Annotated in this window: 2 tRNA genes and 1 rRNA gene; all 3 read left to right on the top strand. The window is 54.9% G+C overall.

Annotated elements, in window-relative coordinates:
• A 16S ribosomal RNA gene (locus tag HU765_RS26640) occupies positions 1–63 on the top strand; the annotation flags it as partial.
• A gap of 81 nt (positions 64–144) precedes the next feature.
• Positions 145–221: transfer RNA gene (locus HU765_RS26645), tRNA-Ile, on the top strand.
• 30 nt (positions 222–251) lie between these two features.
• Positions 252–327 (top strand) — tRNA-Ala (locus HU765_RS26650).
• Position 328 lies beyond the last annotated feature (1 nt).

Raw genomic sequence — 328 nt, forward strand, 5'->3', positions numbered from 1 at the left:
ATGACTGGGGTGAAGTCGTAACAAGGTAGCCGTAGGGGAACCTGCGGCTGGATCACCTCCTTAATCGACGACATCAGTTGCTCCATGAGCTCCCACACGAATTGCTTGATTCATTGAAGAAGACGATAGAAGCAGCCCGAAATTGGGTCTGTAGCTCAGTTGGTTAGAGCGCACCCCTGATAAGGGTGAGGTCGGCAGTTCGAATCTGCCCAGACCCACCAATTTTGTGTGGGAAACGCCTGTAGAAATACGGGGCCATAGCTCAGCTGGGAGAGCGCCTGCCTTGCACGCAGGAGGTCAGCGGTTCGATCCCGCTTGGCTCCACCAT

This window comes from Pseudomonas sp. SWRI81, from assembly GCF_014268545.1.
Taxonomy (GTDB): Bacteria; Pseudomonadota; Gammaproteobacteria; order Pseudomonadales; family Pseudomonadaceae; genus Aquipseudomonas; species Aquipseudomonas hamedanensis.